Consider the following 14419-nt stretch of genomic DNA (forward strand, 5'->3'; position numbering starts at 1 on the left):
CAGACTAGGAAGGTAAAGGGGGATGGGGAGAAAACCCTTCCTAGCCTCAACGACGAGAACAAAGGTTCTTGTCGCGCCATCTTATTTGTGTTAAAATGACATTAATTCGATTATTCTGCGTCGTTGACGCTGATTGGGCAGTGAGCTGGGCAAAGCTTACTGCTTTTTCTTTTCTGCTTTGAAATCTCCGTAAACTACTCCTATAAAAAAAGTCAGTAATGGCAGTAACATCAGTACTGCGATATATTGATCCATTTCATAAACCCTCCTAAAAGAACCTTAATCTGATAGCTTCCATTGCTAGCTTTTTATTGTTGTCATCCAATAGATCCATATCTGATAGATTTACTTTGTTGTTCTGATTAAATAAATGGAGCGCAAGATTCAGCATGAACTTCTCTGAACTTGACCAAGGCGCTGCGTTTCTTTTTAATGCAGTTATCTTGATCGTGCCTTCTTCTAAATCAAAATATTTAGTGGTAAAAACACTTTGTAGTTTTACGTTATTTTTAAATAGATAAATAACAGCTCTCCAATAACGATCGTTACTCATATACGAAGGAATCACGTTCCCCATTTTGTTCACTTCCTTATAAGAATTTGATAAACCCACCAACTAACGGCATCATCTGTTGCATCAACATGACTGGATCAACTCCAGAGACAATTGCACAAGCAATGTCTGTTGCAGATGTTTCATTCATCCATCTGATAAATGTTCCTAAATCTAATGTTTTCTTATCGCTCTCTATTTTTGATATGCAGCTCCGGGACCTATGTAATTTTTCTGCTAGTTGTTCTTGTGAGAACCCGGCTTTTTCTCTGCAAATCTTCAAAATTCCACCGACTTGCATCTTTCTATCTCCCCTCCTCTTTTGTTCCAGTTTGGAACAGTGCCAGCGCGGAACAGATTTTTAACTAGATTGCTAATAAAATATATATATGAAGGAAAGCGCACCGTTTCTTTAGCCTGGCAGCTTCACGGTGCTGCTTTACTCATGCTGTTTTGCGTGGTATCCAGCTTTCTATGTAACGAAGAGCCGCCTGCAGCTCCTTCTTCTTGAGGTCTTTATAGCTGGCAACACCGAAACGGTCTTTAATTTCTCGATGCAATTCTCTAAAAAGGGTTGGCCGAACTTTGGGATCATCACTGGTCTCATAAACTTTAGTAGCAATTCCTCTTTGTAGCCTACGTTGTTCACCTGATGTAAGAGTGATCTGTTCATCAACCTTTTGTTCAAGTGTGATGATTTTATTTTCGATCTGATCTACCTTTTCAGATGTTTCAAGTGTGATTCTCATAGAGGCCATGAGTTGCTCTCTTTCAGTCAGCACACGTGGCTGTGATAGTTGTTCACGCATTTTTTTGAATTCTTGTATGAATTTCACTTTCATAGTCATTGCTTCTGGAGTTACATAAGACATTGCGATTATAGTGAAAGCATCTTCTGTTAAGTTGATCTTTCGGTATTTCCTATGCCGATCGTTTACATAAGTTGACTCCTTAAAGTTTAGGAGTGAGAATTCCTTTTCTCCGGCAGCAACCAATTTTTCGATTTGATTTTCAATGTCTGAAACAACATTGTCATGACGCTTTCCAAAAACTTCAGCAACTGTGAGACTGTCAGTAACAGCTTGATTTTTTTCAATAAAAACTAATTGGTTCATTACATAGCCTCCTTACTAAAATAATTAGTGTTCTTATCAACCCATGTTGAGTTGTTAGTTATCCAACTAAAAACTTGCTCTCTGGGATATCTAGCGCGAACATCCTTCAATTTCGGAAATGTTGGAATAGCTACAATTTTATTTACAGTGGATTTTTCAACTTGAAAGATCTCAACAAGGTGCTCCTTTGTTAGAACCTCTGGAAAACTGAATTTTTTCCTGGCATCTTCTACACCTTGTTCGTAAGCTTGCTGACAGAGTAGTTTGATATGATCAACCACTACTTCGTTGGCCATTTCACTTAACGGAATATTAATGCTTGGCATATATTAATCACCTCGGTTCTGTATTATCGAGTAACTCAACAATCTCCATGAGTTTTTCAGTGACATCTGCATTCGAGTAATCGTCATTTAGCATCATGGCTGATTCTAGGACTTTGAGTTTGATTTCAGCCCAGATGACTTTCTGGGTGATATCCATTTGCTTCCTCCCTTTAAGGAATGCGAATAAACTGTTGCTGACTGAGTTCTTTCAGTTCAGCTTCCATACTTTCAATGATGCTAGGAACATCTGCGAAAGTAACATGGTTATCTGAGAATAATTGAAGAAGATCTTGCAAGACTTTGTCTTTTTGTTTTTGGGTCATTTTCTGCACTCTCCTTGGTTGGGTGACTCAATTCAACCAACTTCGCGAATCGCGTAGCGACTAGGTAAAAAAATTTCTTCGGTAGACATGTTATAAAGTTTTGCAATTTCTTTGGCTCTTTCAGCACTTATTTGTCTTTGCCCATTTTCAATTTGAGAAAGGTATCCTCCAGATATATTAAGCAATTTAGCTGCGTTTTCTATACTCAATCCAGCTTGTAACCTAGCTTGTTTTGGAAGACTCATTACTTATCACTCCCTTCAAAACTTTGCATATTGTGTTGTTAAATATATATTAACATCGCATAACGCAAAGAGTCAACGCATTTTGCAAAGTTTTTTAAAAAAAGTTGAAGTTTGCATATTGCGAAGTATAATTTATATTAAGAACATATAATGTAAGGTGGTATACCGATGGAGTTTGGCCAAAGGTTAAGAAGCTTACGGAAAGAAAGAAAGTTAACCTCAAAACAACTCGGTGAAAAATTCAAGCTTGCAGAGTCTACTATTTCTGGATATGAGACTGGTGCAAGAAAACCTGATATAGAATTGGTTAAGTCTTTTGCTCACTTCTTTGAAGTTTCAACTGACTATATCCTCGGGGAATCAAACGAACGCGAAAAAGAGAAAAAGAACATTAATTCTGCGTTTCATGATTATGAAAATATTACCGAAGAAGAAAAAGACTATCTTGATCTTCAACTTGAGATATTCCGTAAAATGAAAGAAAAAAATAAGTAAGGGAGCCATCCCTTTTTTATTTTCACTTTAAATAGAACATACGTTTGTAAAATCAACCAAGGGAGAGATTATTGTGTTCGCAAACTATGTAAAAACCGAACTGGAACTAATCATTGAGGATATTTACAAAAGAAATGATATGTGGTCACCAGCTGATCTAACCCTCAGAAACTTAGAAGCTGCGTTCAATATTAAAGTAAAATTTTTAGATGATGCACCAAATAGGGCGATCTGGGATGACGACTTTGCTGTAGTGTTTTTAAATCCTAAACAATCAGTTAAAGAGATTCGCTCTGTATTTTTTCATGAAATTGGTCATCCGTTTAGACATGTAGGAAGCCAGGAGCAGTTACCTGATTTGTTTCGACATTTACAAGAAACGCAAGCAAATCAATTTTTGTTATACGCAGCAATACCGTTCTATATGTTTGAGGAATTAGAAAAACCGTTAAGTGAACACGAATTTATTAATTTAATAGAAGAAACTTTTCTAATTAATCGTGATATAGCGGTGAAAAGGCTAGAACAGATAAGAAATAGAGTTCGCACATTTGAAATGGATAATAAATTAAAAGAACGAGAGAAACATAGATATCGTAAGGCTTCTACGATGCTCTCACCTGAAACTATAAGAATTCTTAATCAACTAAATAAACAAATTAGTGTAAATAAAGATGAGGTGAAAATCTAATGATTAGACAAGCAGTTTATTATGATGAGATTGATGCCATGATCTACCCGTATTGGTATGGCATTAGATTTGAAGATGATGATGTGGATTGGTCAGAAGAGACATTTTATTTCGATGTTACAGCTCCGTTTGAGCGTATAAAGACTACCGATTTAGATGACAGCTTAATGAGTGTATCAATCGACTCTGCTGAGATTTTGAAATCCACATTGCGGCCAAATCGCCTAGGCATTTCTCTATCTCGCATTAAAGCTCGCGCTCTAGAACAAGATGCAAATGTCCATTATATAAGGCAATTCATTCTGCTTGTTGCAGATGTTGAAGAATGTTTATTGCTAAATAATCAAAGGTGGTAATCCAATGCCTCAGCAAAGACTTTATTTTGAAGAAATAAATAAGCTACTGGTGCCCTATATGTACGTACTCACTTTCAAACCAACAGAAATCAAGTGGGACAAGCCTGTACATTTCTTTGATGCAATTACACCTTTTAATTATGTAGGAACTGAAAAATTCAATGAGAATCTTAACAGTGCTGCTATTTATTTTTCAGATTTTATTTTTAATGAAGTGATTCCCGATCGTTTTGGTTTAAATTTAGTTTCTATTAAGAAAAGGATTCATGATCACGGTGTAGACCCTTATGTAATCAATCAATTTATACTACCCACAAATGAAATCAGCAAAGTAATGTCCGTTATACCCAAAGAAAATAATAAGAGTATTTTACTTATATGAGGAGATCTTCCTCATTCAAACTGGAGGAGGATTCAGCATGCACTTTAGGGAAGTCAAACTTAAAAAAGGTAAAGTAATAGAAGCGCAATCTGATACTTTAAAAGACCCCGTTAGTGGTAAAAGAAGACAAATATCCGCCAGGGGGAAAAGCAAGAAGGAAGCTAAAGCGAATCTTGAAAAGAAACTAAAGGAAATTGAGGAGTTTGGTTTACTTACAGGTACAACTTCAAATACGACATTTGCTGAACTTGCTTCTTCTTGGTTGGATGCTAATAAAAATAATCTAAAAATTAGTGCTCACAGATCTCAAATATACCATGTTAAGCGTTTTGGAAAATACATAGCGAATATTCAGGTCAATAAAATATCAAGAGCTATGTATCAAAATGTAATTAAGAAAATGCAGAAGGACGGTTATTCTCGAAATACAATCGTCAACGCACACACTTGCGCTAAAAAGATATTTCTATACGCGATTATAAACAACATTATCAAGGAATCTCCTGCTGATTTTGCTGTTATTCCAAAGAAGTTACTAACTGTTGAAGAAATTGAAGCAAATGAAGTCGAAGAGAAGTATCTGGAACATGAAGAACTAAAGGAGTTTTTATCCTTGGTCGAAGATCGAGGATTAATTAATGATCTGGAGATGTTCTACTTACTTTCCTTTACCGGCATGAGAATTGGTGAATTGTGTGCTCTTAAGGAAAGTGATCTTAATGTCTTCATTAAAGAAATTAGCATATCAAAAACAATCTATAATATCGATGGTAAGATGCATGAATACGAATTACTTACTCCCAAAACCGAAAAATCCATTAGGACAATTTCTATTGATCCTAAAATTGTTGAAATGCTGATAAGACATATGAAGAGACAAAAGGAAAGAAAAATGGCAATGAGAGATGAATGGCACGACGCCAATTTTTTATTCACACGTGATAACGGTTTTCCCTTATCACCTCGATTTGTCCATCACAGGTTAAAAAGATATAATAAATGGACCACTTTCGAAAAAAACTTACATCCTCACATATTTAGACATACACACACTTCTATGCTTGCAGAAGCAAAAGCTTCTCTTCCGGCCATAATGAAAAGACTCGGACATTCTGACGGAAGAATTACTACACAGATTTATACACACGTTACAAAAAAGATGCAATCACAAGTCGACGACGGACTATCAAAAATCATTAATAGTATCCTTTAAAAATCAAAAACTAAAAAAATGTTGGGTTTTTGTTGGGTTTTATAGAGAATCTGCTTAATTATATTGCTTTAACCCTTGGTACAATAGGCTTTTTAAATAATTGTACGATGCATAAGTATCATAACGGATAACTATTCACCCAATAATATTTGGTAATATAGAATGTTGATTTAGCAATCTTTATTTATATTTGAAATAAGAAAAGTGCAATCAAAAACAGCAGATTGCACTTTTTTTGTTGGGTTTTTATATCACACTGCCAATTTCCTTAAGTACATCCAATAACAGTAGCATTATTTGAATCCAATACGGTACATGAGCAGCAGCTGTTCTCTTGAGATAGCTCTTGCTTACATATTGTTACACACGTTAAAATAAGGTAAGGGCGGTGGGGACAACGTATGATATCTAAATTTAAAAAGTTTCCGACGAGAAACAAAATTACAATAATCATTGGAATTGTTATTGTTTTAGTCGGTGTTATTATGACAATCAGCGAAAAGTTATGAGGCGAACAAGCGACGCCAATGTTAATAGGTGCGTCGAATTACATAAATATTAAGGTCTTTGAAAATACAGATAAGATAATCTACAGATAAAAAAAGTGCAATCTCTAATTAAAATAGATTGCACTTTTCTCTTTTTTTAAATAATCTTAAGATTACTCAAAAATAATCCTCTTTAAGAAGCCGTGTCCACCAATTGATCATCAATCAGCCATATCGTTTGAACAGCTTTAGATGCTGGATGAAAATAAACTAAGAGACGATATTCACCTATTGAGTATGAATAAGCTGTATAATCGTCGTGTTCAACCCATATGCTTCCTTCGCCTAATTCATTTACAATATCCTCAAGTGCAAATGGAAATAATGTATCCGTTACTTTAATGCTATGAACCTTTTCAGCATGATTAGCGATCACTGTAAAATCCTGATAATGATAATAATCGCCTTCCATATAATTCTCTGTACGTAACGGTTCACCATACGCTTGCTTTACATCATCCATCTGTGATGCAAGCTGGACATCGACTCCATCCAGAACCCCATTTTGCGCTTGCTCTAGCCACTGATCGAGATTCATCTCTGTCTCTTGCTCAGAGGTTTGGTCTTCTGTTTCTTTATCATCGTGTTGAACCGCAGCATTATCTTCGTTCTGTTTAATATCGTCACCGGATTCTTGCCCTTTCTGTACTTCATTAGTTGCTAATTCTTCTGCAGATTGGGTTGCAACTGCCTGTTCCCGCTCATCTTGGTTATTCAAAAAAAATATCGCACCGCCGGCTGCCAATAGAAATAAAAATCCATATAAATACCATTTTTTCTTCAAAATAGTTCCCTCCTCAATTACATTCATACATTAGACGACTGAGAAATGAGAAAGTCTCAATATTTTACAAAAATATTTCATTTTGATTACAAAAAATGATCTTCTATTAGCATAATTCCACTGTATTGAATGAATAAACGCTGTTAAAAAAGATTGCAGAACATGTCTGCAATCTTTTTTATGCCGGTGTATAGCCGTATTTCTCCATTTCAGCGTAAATCGTTTTTAGCTTCGGATTTCCTTCTCCAACAATTTCTTCTTCAATTAAGACAACTGGATAAAACATATCCTCTTCAATCACTCTTTGAGCAAACTGCTGTTTTTCTTGGTTTTCGGGCGGCTGATGAATATCAACATAGGATATTGTAAATGGCTGTTCCGGGTATTTACGCGATATAGCAGCCTCCAGCCATTCATATGTTTCCTTTGATGAAGGCAAGTTTACACAGCTTGGGCACAGCACCTCTGCTCCATAGATCGTTACTTCTACTTTACGGTTCATCTTTCTGCCTCCTTTTTTCTACTTCCTATTTTACAATATGTCGATATAGGAAACATATGAAAAAGTTACAAGGAGCGGAATTTCGTGTTTGAGAATAGATTTTTGCTAAGCATTTGATTATAATATAGGTAGGAAAGGAGTCGATTTCATATGGCAGAACAAACAACTATGAATGAACAAGTACAGGAAGTATTAGATAAATTACGTCCGTTCCTTCTTCGTGATGGCGGCGATTGTGAACTCGTTGATGTAGAGGATGGTATTGTTAAGCTTCGCTTGCTAGGCGCATGCGGCACATGCCCAAGTTCAACAATTACGTTAAAAGCTGGTATTGAACGCGCTCTTTTAGAAGAGGTTCCAGGCGTAGTAGAAGTAGAACAAGTATTTTAATAACAAAAGCGATGTCTTAGGACATCGCTTTTTTATTTCCATTCGACATGACCACTGTGCTGCCGCCATGATCCACTCGTAATGACTTAAAATCCAGGAGCGGCATATCTTCTTTCAGCTTTCTCATTAAGTCCGCTGAATAACCAGAACGAGTAAAGCATAAAACGGATGGACCAGCGCCGCTTAGAGCTACACCAAATGCTCCGTACTTTATTGCTTTCTCCTCTAAATCGGCTAAATGTGGAATAAGCTCTTTACGATAAGGCTGGTGATACAAATCACTCTGCATCATTTTCCCAGCCAGCTCGAATTGTCCATTTGCCAAAGCAGCAACAAGAACATTGCCAACGGCTCCAGCTTTCACTGCTTCATGGAACTTTAAGTGGCTTGGAAGAACCTTTCGTGATTCTTTTGTCAGCAATTCTTCCTGTGGAATCGCAGCGACGACTTCAAAATCCAAGTCATGCAGAACAACTGCATCTGTATAATTCTCCATCATAACTCCGATGACAAGTCCGCCATACAGTGAGGCTCCTGCATTATCAGGATGTCCCTCATATGCAGAAGCTAAGCCAAACTTATCCTGTTTGCTTAATTTTAATTCACATAAAGCATCCGCCAGCTCAATGCCTGCAACGATCGCGGCCGCACTGGAGCCAAGCCCGCGTGCCAATGGAATTTCACTTGATATTTCCATTGTACACGTTGGCAGAACCTTCCCATATGCTTTTGCTGTCTTCATGGCAATTTGAAAGATAAAATGGCTCTCATCAGTCGGAAAGTCTGTTAAATTACTTGTAAGTGGAACAACTGTCCACGTTTCTGAATGTGTTATCTCTAGCTTTAAATATAAATTAAGCGCTAATCCAATTGAATCAAAACCTGGTCCTAAATTAGCTGAGCTGGCAGGTACTTCAATGGTCAGCATTTCCCCTTCCATCATACATGGACAGCTCCTTTAATATGTGCAGCAACAATATCTTCATCATTCGGCAGATGTACAGGCTGAATCAGACTGGCTGTCATTGCTGTGTCCGGATCTTTTAAACCATTGCCTGTTAATACAGCAACTATTTGCGTTTTATGCGCAATTTCTCCATTGCGAAGCTGCTTATAAACTCCAGCCAGTGATGCACATGAAGCCGGCTCTGCAAAAATACCTTCTGTTGAAGCAAGCTTCCGGTACATGGAAAGAATCTCTTCGTCACTTACTTCATCAATCTTTCCATTGGATTCTTGTAATGCATTGGAAGCCAAACCCCAGCTGGCTGGATTTCCTATACGGATCGCAGTAGCAATTGTTTCTGGATTTTCAAAAACTCGATTGTGAACAATTGCTGCAGCCCCTGCAGCCTGCATCCCATGCATTTTCGGGAGTCCTGTAGAATTTACCTGATGGTATTCTTTAAAACCTTTCCAATAGGCACTGATATTCCCGGCATTGCCTACAGGTAATGCTAATACATCAGGTGCGCCACCTAATCCGTCGCATATTTCAAAAGCGGCCGTCTTCTGTCCTTCAAGCCGGTACGGATTAACAGAGTTAACAAGTGTCACTTGTCCCTCTTTTGCGATATTTCGAACAATGGATAGTGCTTCATCAAAGTTACCATCAATTGAAATGACCTCAGCACCGTACATGACGGCCTGTGCCAGCTTTCCTGCTGCTATTTTCCCTTCAGGAATAACGACGATACAGCGCAATCCCGCTCTTGCTGCATAAGCAGCAGCTGCAGCAGAAGTGTTTCCTGTTGAAGCGCAAATAATAGCCTCACTGCCCTCTTCCTTTGCTTTTGCAACAGCCATAACCATGCCTCTGTCCTTGAAGGAGCCAGTCGGATTCGCTCCCTCCGTTTTTACATATAAATCCACTCCCCAGTCTCTAGAAAGCTTATCCAAGCGGATGAGAGGGGTATTGCCTTCATTTAAGGTCAGCAGCGGCGTTTCCTCATTGACCGGCAAATATTGTTTGTATGTTTTTAGCAAGCCTTCCCATCTCATGCCTTTACACTTCCTTCTACTCGGTAAGAGCTTTTAATTGTATGAACTGGTTCTAAATCCCGCAGTTGTACGAGGATATTTTCATAATCGCTTAATGCTGCCTTATGTGTAACAACGACTATTTCTGCCATTCCCTCTTCTTCAAGGGGAAGCTGCAGAATTTTTTCGAAGCTGACATGATGATCAGAAAAAATGCTTGTAATGTTAGCAAAAACGCCAACCTGGTCTTTTACATGAATGCGCATAAAGTATTTAGAAAAAATTTCATCAGCACTCTTTAATTTTTTGTCATATTGAGGTGTCACTGCACTTTTGCCATTTACCCCTAGACGCATATTTTTCATAACACCAACAACATCAGAAACAACTGCTGTTGCAGTTGGCATACTGCCTGCACCTGGTCCGTAAAACATCGTTTCGCCAACCGCCTCTCCATATACATACACTGCATTGTATTCATCTTGCACAGATGCCAGCGGATGTGATTTGGCTAACAATGTAGGCTGAACACTTACCTCTACCTTTTCACCATCTCGTTCGGCAATGCCGATCAGTTTCATGCAATAGCCAAATTGCTTTCCATATGCCAGATCTTCTTCCGTAATACTTGAAATGCCTTTAACCTTTACATCATCCAAATCAATATTCATCGAGAAGCCGAGAGTAGATAGAATGGCCATTTTCCTTGCTGCATCAAGTCCTTCTACATCAGCAGTTGGATCACTCTCCGCGTAGCCAAGTTCCTGGGCTTCTTTAAGCACATCTTCATAGGCTAATCCTTGCTGGCTCATCTTTGTTAGGATAAAATTGGTCGTTCCATTGACAATACCCATCATTTTTGTAATACGATCTGAGGAAAGTCCATCGGCAAGCCCTCTTAAGATCGGGATTCCGCCTGCCACGCTTGCTTCATAAAACAAATCACAGCCATATTGTGATGCAACAGCAAGTAATTCTGGTCCATAAACGGCCATTAAATCTTTATTTGCTGTCACTACATGCTTCCGATTTTTTAAGGCAGTCAGCAAATACTCCTTTGTTTCTTCGACACCGCCCATAACTTCAATAATGACATCAATATCTGCATCATTGATCACCTCATCTGGATCTGTTGTGACCAGTGAAGAATCAACCTCTACTGCGCGCTGTTTATGTACATCTTTAACAAGAATCTTCTTAATGGAAACAGGGCAGCCAACTTGATGCATGAGTTTATCCTGATGATTTTTTATAATTTTTACGACACCTGAACCTACTGTTCCAAGTCCTAATAATCCGATCGAGATTCCGTTCATCGAGTCTTCTCCCCTTTAAATGTTCACCTTAAAAGAACAATTGTTTTTCTATAGTAGACATTATAATATTGAATAACTGACATTACAATAAGAATTTTAAGAAAACTTTTGTCTAATTGAGGAAAAAACAGTTCAATTCTTATAAAAAATCAGCAATCAAAAAATAAAAGCAGAGGAAATTCCCCTGCTTTTACACATACAGCCATTCTGGTACAGCAATATTCCATTGTTTACGCGGAACCTCTGCTAACTCAAAAAATCCAGCCAGAAAGCGTTCATGGTCAACTGACTGCTGCAGATACTTTTCCAGGCGTTCCTCGAGCATATGTTTTTCCTGTTCTGAACTGGAGCTATAATAGGCTTCAACGCATTCAAAATAATGAAGCGGGAAAAACAGCCGAGAGTAATATAATCTCCATGAGAACGAAGAAAGAGGGCTAATTGATTGATATTCCTTTAAAAATTGCTTTAGCTCAGGTTCATATGTTTTGATGTTATAAAAATATCTTTCACGGGTCCATTCGGCAAGGTCCCGTGTGCTATGATCAAAAACCCACTCAAATGGGTTCTTTAAGTAATAAGCCCCTGACCATGTTTTTGAGGTGAAGCGCCCATGACATACTGTACCACTGTCATTCATCGTTGGCTCGTCATCAAATTCGGAATCCACAAGAAACTGAATGGCATTTTCACAGATGCCCATATAATAGGGAAATGATTCTAGGAAAAGACGATCAAAATCACTTTCTGGTTCTTGAAATAACATTTCATTCCAAACCTTTTCCATTTGATCTAATCGAGTCTCCCACATCTGTTTCCACTGACCGATACGGCTTAGTTTTTTAACAGGAAAAGAAACAGACCTTCCTCTGTAATGAAATTTTGCCAGCTTTCTGCCGCATTTCATTCCCTTCCTTCTTTCCAGCTGCTGATTGACCAGAACACAATATTTCGCTTGTTCCCAATTACTGAATTCTCTTCCTTCTTTTGTTTTTAAAAATGTACTGACATGCCGTTCTCCATTATTGACGAGATGTGCTGCAATTTGATCGAGTTCCATAATTTCATCTTCCTGTAAATGATCAGCAGGCACCAGCATATAATATTGATTATTAAATCTGCATGCAGCATAATTGCCAATTCTCATCTCTTCCTCAGCTTTTATCCCGTACATTTCGTTTAATAGCCTTGTAATCATATTATTGTCCCCTTTCACGTATGATAGTTATATGTATGATTCAAATTGCAGAATCTTTCTTTATGACTTGTATAAGTACATTCAACAGGGAAAAGATGAAAATGTGGTATTTCCGGCAGCAATATAATTTGCTATTTAAGTGTATTACTGGAAAAATGGGTATATAGATGAAGAATATAAATAGAAAAGGTGACAGCAATGAGTAAAGAAAAAGAAATTTCATTAACCGAGAAGACAGCTCGAAAATGGCTGCATGAAAGAGGAGTAGAAATTAATGACATCGCTGAACTTGTCTTCTTTCTCCAGGAAAAATATCATCCAAACCTCCAAATGGATACGTGTGTAGATAATGTACAACGCGTCTTATCTAAAAGAGAAGTACAAAATGCGATTCTAACAGGGATCCAGCTCGATATGCTTGCAGAACAGAAGAAACTGCTTGATCCGCTGCAAACCATTATTGAAATTGATGAAGGATTATATGGTGTGGATGAAGTATTGGCCTTATCTATTGTGAATGTATATGGATCCATTGGATTAACCAATTTTGGTTATATCGATAAGTTAAAGCCAGGGATTTTAAAGGAACTTAATGATAAAAATTCAGACAGATGCCATACATTTTTAGATGATATTGTCGGCGCTATTGCCGCTGCTGCGTCAAGCAGACTTGCACATAGTGCTAAAGGCGAGAAATAAATAAGAGGTTCACTAAAAAAAGATGGAGCGGTTTAGGCTCCATCTTTTCTTATATTAAAACTCCCATTGTGCAAGTGAATCCAATACATAGGTTGGTTTCTTTTCATAGCCGAGCAGGAGTTCCTTTGTGGTAACCCCAGTATGGACGAGCAATGTATCCATTCCCGCATTCATGCCTGCTAAGATGTCGGTATCATAATTGTCTCCAACCATTATAGTATCTTCCAGGCTTGTCCCTAACACTTTTAAAGCCTGTTCCATGATAATCGATTCAGGTTTGCCGATAAAAGTTGGTTTAGTCTGTGTGGAAACCGTTATAACAGATGTGATGGAACCATTTCCAGGAAGCAGCCCTCTTTCAGTCGGGAGCGCAATATCGCCGTTTGTAGAAATAAATTGAGCTCCATTTCTTACAGCCAAACAGGCTGTTGCCAGCTTCTCATAAGAAATCGCTCGATCAATCCCTACAACAACATACTCAGCATCTTCCTCAGCAGAACGTAAATTCTGCTCGGCAATCGCTGTTCTGATGCCTTCTTCTCCAATCACATAAACAGATGCATCTTTCTTCTTTTCGGCAATATAATTGGCAGTTGCCATACTTGTTGTAAATACTTGATCTTTATGAGCAGCAATACTGAAATCATTTAGCTTTTCCGCAACCTGCTCAGGAGTTTTAGAAGAATTGTTTGTGACAAACAAATAAGGTATATTCCGCTCTTTCAGCTTCTGCACAAAATCAGCTGCTTCTTGAATTAATTCAGTACCTCTATACATCGTACCGTCTAAATCAATCATATAGCCTTTGTAGTTATTCACGATTACAGCCTCCTAACGATGTCGAAATCCTATTCTTTGAATGCAGAAACAGGTCCGAGTTCATTTGTTAAGTAATTCCTGATTTTCTCAGGGAATATCTCTAAAATATGTAAGTTGTTTTTGGTTATAGTCAGCAGCTGCTGATGGTCTATATTTATGTAGTCTTGCACAAGTATTTTACGGTAGGATATGAATTCCTTCATTCCGCTGCTCATTGTATCTTCGATAACCTTTTCATCTTCAAGGATGTCGATAATATCATCATAGCTTCCAGGATCCCGCATAATAAAACCATCAATCATGGCATTTCCTGTGTCCAGAATCGCTTCAATCATAATATGTGTGACTCTTGCCAGTGCAGCCTTTTCAATCGGAGTTGTCCATTCAGACTGCTGCTTGAATAGCAGGAGCTGGCTATTATAATGCTGTAGTGTGTCCTCTATCTTGTTGCGATCAACAAAGTACATTTATCTCACCTATCCTT

Annotated in this window: 22 protein-coding genes; 7 read left to right on the forward strand and 15 right to left on the reverse strand. The window is 37.9% G+C overall.

The features are described from left to right. Positions 1 to 268: 268 nt before the first annotated feature. The 7 genes from J1899_RS18640 to J1899_RS18670 form a co-directional block, all read right to left on the reverse strand. Positions 269 to 577 (reverse strand): DUF6075 family protein, encoded by a 309-nt coding sequence (locus J1899_RS18640; RefSeq protein WP_214475824.1) that lies wholly within the window; start codon positions 575 to 577, stop codon positions 269 to 271. 13 nt (positions 578 to 590) lie between these two features. After that, positions 591 to 854 (reverse strand): helix-turn-helix domain-containing protein, encoded by a 264-nt coding sequence (locus J1899_RS18645; protein ID WP_214475827.1) that lies wholly within the window; start codon positions 852 to 854, stop codon positions 591 to 593. 142 nt (positions 855 to 996) lie between these two features. After that, positions 997 to 1668, reverse strand: coding sequence for a Rha family transcriptional regulator (locus J1899_RS18650; protein ID WP_214475830.1), 672 nt, complete (start codon positions 1666 to 1668; stop codon positions 997 to 999). Then, entirely contained in the window at positions 1668 to 1994 is a 327-nt protein-coding gene (locus J1899_RS18655) for a hypothetical protein (protein ID WP_214475832.1), read from the reverse strand. The genes J1899_RS18650 and J1899_RS18655 overlap by 1 nt, the downstream gene beginning before the upstream one ends. A 7-nt stretch (positions 1995 to 2001) precedes the next feature. Further along, on the reverse strand, positions 2002 to 2151 hold the full coding sequence (locus J1899_RS18660) for a hypothetical protein (RefSeq protein ID WP_214475836.1): 150 nt from the start codon (positions 2149 to 2151) through the stop codon (positions 2002 to 2004). A gap of 13 nt (positions 2152 to 2164) precedes the next feature. Beyond that, the gene (locus tag J1899_RS18665; RefSeq protein WP_214475839.1) at positions 2165 to 2317 is read right to left on the reverse strand and encodes a hypothetical protein; all 153 of its coding nucleotides are present in this window, start codon (positions 2315 to 2317) and stop codon (positions 2165 to 2167) included. A 32-nt stretch (positions 2318 to 2349) separates the two neighbouring features. After that, positions 2350 to 2562 (reverse strand): helix-turn-helix transcriptional regulator, encoded by a 213-nt coding sequence (locus J1899_RS18670; RefSeq protein WP_214475842.1) that lies wholly within the window; start codon positions 2560 to 2562, stop codon positions 2350 to 2352. Between the two features lie 168 nt (positions 2563 to 2730). Between J1899_RS18670 and J1899_RS18675 the strand changes: the two genes are divergently transcribed. The 5 genes from J1899_RS18675 to J1899_RS18695 all read left to right on the forward strand — a co-directional run bounded on the left by J1899_RS18675 (position 2731) and on the right by J1899_RS18695 (position 5699). Further along, positions 2731 to 3057, forward strand: coding sequence for a helix-turn-helix domain-containing protein (locus J1899_RS18675; protein ID WP_214475846.1), 327 nt, complete (start codon positions 2731 to 2733; stop codon positions 3055 to 3057). 73 nt (positions 3058 to 3130) lie between these two features. After that, positions 3131 to 3748: an ImmA/IrrE family metallo-endopeptidase gene (locus J1899_RS18680; RefSeq protein ID WP_214475849.1), complete on the forward strand. Its 618-nt coding sequence runs from the start codon at positions 3131 to 3133 to the stop codon at positions 3746 to 3748. After that, positions 3748 to 4104, forward strand: coding sequence for a hypothetical protein (locus J1899_RS18685; protein WP_214475851.1), 357 nt, complete (start codon positions 3748 to 3750; stop codon positions 4102 to 4104). Before J1899_RS18680 ends, J1899_RS18685 begins: the two co-directional genes overlap by 1 nt. A gap of 4 nt (positions 4105 to 4108) precedes the next feature. Then, the gene (locus tag J1899_RS18690) at positions 4109 to 4486 is read left to right on the forward strand and encodes a hypothetical protein (protein ID WP_214475852.1); all 378 of its coding nucleotides are present in this window, start codon (positions 4109 to 4111) and stop codon (positions 4484 to 4486) included. Positions 4487 to 4523: 37 nt separating this feature from the next. Further along, positions 4524 to 5699, forward strand: coding sequence for a tyrosine-type recombinase/integrase (locus tag J1899_RS18695; RefSeq protein ID WP_214475855.1), 1176 nt, complete (start codon positions 4524 to 4526; stop codon positions 5697 to 5699). Between the two features lie 681 nt (positions 5700 to 6380). Here the strand turns inward: J1899_RS18695 and J1899_RS18700 are convergent. Further along, positions 6381 to 7031, reverse strand: a complete 651-nt coding sequence (locus J1899_RS18700; protein WP_214475857.1) for a DUF4309 domain-containing protein — start codon at positions 7029 to 7031, stop codon at positions 6381 to 6383. Positions 7032 to 7209: 178 nt separating this feature from the next. Next, positions 7210 to 7533 carry a YuzD family protein gene (locus tag J1899_RS18705; RefSeq protein ID WP_066442788.1) on the reverse strand — a complete coding sequence of 108 codons (324 nt, stop codon included), beginning with the start codon at positions 7531 to 7533 and terminating at the stop codon, positions 7210 to 7212. A 150-nt stretch (positions 7534 to 7683) separates the two neighbouring features. Between J1899_RS18705 and J1899_RS18710 the strand changes: the two genes are divergently transcribed. Continuing rightward, a complete protein-coding gene (locus tag J1899_RS18710) occupies positions 7684 to 7923 on the forward strand; it encodes a NifU family protein (RefSeq protein ID WP_066442787.1) in 240 nt (79 codons plus the stop codon). Between the two features lie 16 nt (positions 7924 to 7939). Here the strand turns inward: J1899_RS18710 and thrB are convergent, their stop codons facing one another. The 4 genes from thrB to yutH all read right to left on the reverse strand — a co-directional run bounded on the left by thrB (position 7940) and on the right by yutH (position 12417). Then, complete coding sequence (gene thrB, locus J1899_RS18715; protein WP_214475859.1) at positions 7940 to 8866, reverse strand: homoserine kinase; 927 nt, start codon at positions 8864 to 8866, stop codon at positions 7940 to 7942. After that, positions 8863 to 9924, reverse strand: coding sequence for a threonine synthase (gene thrC / locus J1899_RS18720; protein WP_214475861.1), 1062 nt, complete (start codon positions 9922 to 9924; stop codon positions 8863 to 8865). Before thrC ends, thrB begins: the two co-directional genes overlap by 4 nt. Continuing rightward, positions 9921 to 11219 (reverse strand): homoserine dehydrogenase, encoded by a 1299-nt coding sequence (locus J1899_RS18725; RefSeq protein WP_214475863.1) that lies wholly within the window; start codon positions 11217 to 11219, stop codon positions 9921 to 9923. The genes thrC and J1899_RS18725 overlap by 4 nt, the downstream gene beginning before the upstream one ends. Positions 11220 to 11409: 190 nt before the next feature. Then, on the reverse strand, positions 11410 to 12417 hold the full coding sequence (gene yutH, locus J1899_RS18730) for a spore coat putative kinase YutH (RefSeq protein WP_066442783.1): 1008 nt from the start codon (positions 12415 to 12417) through the stop codon (positions 11410 to 11412). A 198-nt stretch (positions 12418 to 12615) separates the two neighbouring features. On the opposite strand from yutH, the gene J1899_RS18735 reads away from it, so the two are divergent. Next, positions 12616 to 13116: a phosphatidylglycerophosphatase A family protein gene (locus tag J1899_RS18735; protein ID WP_066442782.1), complete on the forward strand. Its 501-nt coding sequence runs from the start codon at positions 12616 to 12618 to the stop codon at positions 13114 to 13116. Positions 13117 to 13170: 54 nt separating this feature from the next. Here J1899_RS18735 and J1899_RS18740 read toward each other — a convergent pair whose 3' ends face one another. Continuing rightward, positions 13171 to 13935 carry a TIGR01457 family HAD-type hydrolase gene (locus J1899_RS18740; RefSeq protein WP_214475865.1) on the reverse strand — a complete coding sequence of 255 codons (765 nt, stop codon included), beginning with the start codon at positions 13933 to 13935 and terminating at the stop codon, positions 13171 to 13173. Positions 13936 to 13964: 29 nt separating this feature from the next. Then, complete coding sequence (locus tag J1899_RS18745) at positions 13965 to 14402, reverse strand: DUF86 domain-containing protein (protein ID WP_214475868.1); 438 nt, start codon at positions 14400 to 14402, stop codon at positions 13965 to 13967. Positions 14403 to 14419 lie beyond the last annotated feature (17 nt).

The organism is Cytobacillus gottheilii (genome assembly GCF_018582665.1).
GTDB classification, from domain to species: Bacteria; Bacillota; Bacilli; order Bacillales; family Cytobacillaceae; genus Cytobacillus; species Cytobacillus gottheilii.

What these genes read in the sequence shown, in the direction of transcription:
- J1899_RS18690 (WP_214475852.1), top strand. Translation starts at nt 4,109, where the DNA reads ATGCCTCAGCAAAGACTTTATTTTGAAGAAATAAATAAGCTACTGGTG.
- J1899_RS18745 (WP_214475868.1), bottom strand. Translation starts at nt 14,402, where the DNA reads ATGTACTTTGTTGATCGCAACAAGATAGAGGACACACTACAGCATTAT.
- J1899_RS18670 (WP_214475842.1), bottom strand. Translation starts at nt 2,562, where the DNA reads ATGAGTCTTCCAAAACAAGCTAGGTTACAAGCTGGATTGAGTATAGAA.
- thrB (WP_214475859.1), bottom strand. Translation starts at nt 8,866, where the DNA reads ATGATGGAAGGGGAAATGCTGACCATTGAAGTACCTGCCAGCTCAGCT.
- J1899_RS18650 (WP_214475830.1), bottom strand. Translation starts at nt 1,668, where the DNA reads ATGAACCAATTAGTTTTTATTGAAAAAAATCAAGCTGTTACTGACAGT.
- J1899_RS18695 (WP_214475855.1), top strand. Translation starts at nt 4,524, where the DNA reads ATGCACTTTAGGGAAGTCAAACTTAAAAAAGGTAAAGTAATAGAAGCG.
- J1899_RS18725 (WP_214475863.1), bottom strand. Translation starts at nt 11,219, where the DNA reads ATGAACGGAATCTCGATCGGATTATTAGGACTTGGAACAGTAGGTTCA.
- thrC (WP_214475861.1), bottom strand. Translation starts at nt 9,924, where the DNA reads ATGAGATGGGAAGGCTTGCTAAAAACATACAAACAATATTTGCCGGTC.
- J1899_RS18710 (WP_066442787.1), top strand. Translation starts at nt 7,684, where the DNA reads ATGGCAGAACAAACAACTATGAATGAACAAGTACAGGAAGTATTAGAT.
- J1899_RS18660 (WP_214475836.1), bottom strand. Translation starts at nt 2,151, where the DNA reads ATGGATATCACCCAGAAAGTCATCTGGGCTGAAATCAAACTCAAAGTC.
- yutH (WP_066442783.1), bottom strand. Translation starts at nt 12,417, where the DNA reads ATGATTACAAGGCTATTAAACGAAATGTACGGGATAAAAGCTGAGGAA.
- J1899_RS18665 (WP_214475839.1), bottom strand. Translation starts at nt 2,317, where the DNA reads ATGACCCAAAAACAAAAAGACAAAGTCTTGCAAGATCTTCTTCAATTA.
- J1899_RS18640 (WP_214475824.1), bottom strand. Translation starts at nt 577, where the DNA reads ATGGGGAACGTGATTCCTTCGTATATGAGTAACGATCGTTATTGGAGA.
- J1899_RS18675 (WP_214475846.1), top strand. Translation starts at nt 2,731, where the DNA reads ATGGAGTTTGGCCAAAGGTTAAGAAGCTTACGGAAAGAAAGAAAGTTA.
- J1899_RS18655 (WP_214475832.1), bottom strand. Translation starts at nt 1,994, where the DNA reads ATGCCAAGCATTAATATTCCGTTAAGTGAAATGGCCAACGAAGTAGTG.
- J1899_RS18685 (WP_214475851.1), top strand. Translation starts at nt 3,748, where the DNA reads ATGATTAGACAAGCAGTTTATTATGATGAGATTGATGCCATGATCTAC.
- J1899_RS18645 (WP_214475827.1), bottom strand. Translation starts at nt 854, where the DNA reads ATGCAAGTCGGTGGAATTTTGAAGATTTGCAGAGAAAAAGCCGGGTTC.
- J1899_RS18735 (WP_066442782.1), top strand. Translation starts at nt 12,616, where the DNA reads ATGAGTAAAGAAAAAGAAATTTCATTAACCGAGAAGACAGCTCGAAAA.
- J1899_RS18705 (WP_066442788.1), bottom strand. Translation starts at nt 7,533, where the DNA reads ATGAACCGTAAAGTAGAAGTAACGATCTATGGAGCAGAGGTGCTGTGC.